This window comes from Nocardia sichangensis (genome assembly GCF_047200615.1).
Lineage (GTDB): Bacteria > Actinomycetota > Actinomycetes > Mycobacteriales > Mycobacteriaceae > Nocardia > Nocardia sichangensis.
Window position 1 is genome coordinate 1 of sequence record NZ_JBJZOK010000115.1, and the last position, 1141, is coordinate 1141.

A 1141-nucleotide genomic window follows, 5' to 3' on the forward strand; every position below is an offset into this window, starting at 1 on the left:
CTAGTGCCGCGTCAGGCAACGTTCGGTAGGTAATCCGGGTATCGGATCTTGGATCCGACGGCGAAGTCGCGGACGGGTCCGGCGTGTTGGTTGCGCCAGCGGATGTAGGTGCCGATCGCGTCGTCTTGTTCGCCGTGGCTGTGGTGGTCGGTGCCGTTCAACGCGAAGTACCGCAGCGCAGCGAACTCGCATTCGATTCGGTTGAGCCAGGAGCAGTAGGTGGGCAGGAATACCAGCTCGACCGCGTTGGCCGTGCACCATGCACGGACCTCGGCCCGCTTGTGGACCGAGTAGTTGTCGCAGATCAGATACAACTTCTCACCCGGCCACCGGGCTCGCAGCGATTTGCAGAACGCCAGGAACTCCGTCCACCGTTTCCGATCCCGGATCCGGTAGTACAACTGGCCCGAGGACAGGTCCAGAGCACCGAACATGTGCCGGACGCCCTGAGTGCGCCGGTAGGTCGCGCGCAACCGGCGTGGCCGACGGGCGGTGAACCAGCCGCGGCCGGGGCGGGGCTGCAGGTTCAAAGGCCCGAACTCGTCCACACAGACCACGCGCCCGTCGGCGGGCGGATGATCGTAGAGGTCGAGCACCCGCGCCATCTTGGCCTGAAAATCCGGGTCGCCCGAGGCCTTCCACGTTTTCGTGGCCTGCCACGACACTCCACCGGCCTTCAGGATCTTCCGCAGGGTTTCACGGCTGATATCGGCAATCTCGTTGACCCGCAGCACTTCCACCAGCTTCGACAGGCTCCATGTCGCGAACGGCCATCCCAGGTCACGGGGGCAGCACCGGGCGATCTGACAGATCCGATCACGTGTCGCCTGATCGGTCTTCGCCGGCCTGCCCCCGCTCCATTTTGGGTCCAATGCCTCGAAACCATGCGCGTTGAAGTCGTGGATTACCTGTCGCACATACGATTCCGACACTTGCATCAGCTTCGCGATCAACCCGACCGGCTGATGCTGTGCCGAGGCCATCACCACGACCGCGCGCCGCATCCGGATCGGCTGCTTGCTCCGGCGCGCGATCTGCGCCAGCTTGCGGCCCTCTTCCGGGGTCACCGCCCTGACGAACACATCCGGCTTCCGAGCCACCGGCACCACCTCCACCAGCAGCATCACCGGACACCAGCCGA

The 1141-nt window shown here is 64.8% G+C and carries 1 protein-coding gene; it reads right to left on the minus strand.

Going from position 1 to position 1141, the window contains the following annotated elements:
- Positions 1–11: 11 nt before the first annotated feature.
- A partial coding sequence (locus ACL03I_RS39355; protein ID WP_412808649.1) for an IS630 family transposase occupies positions 12–1141 on the minus strand: 1130 nt, incomplete at its 5' end.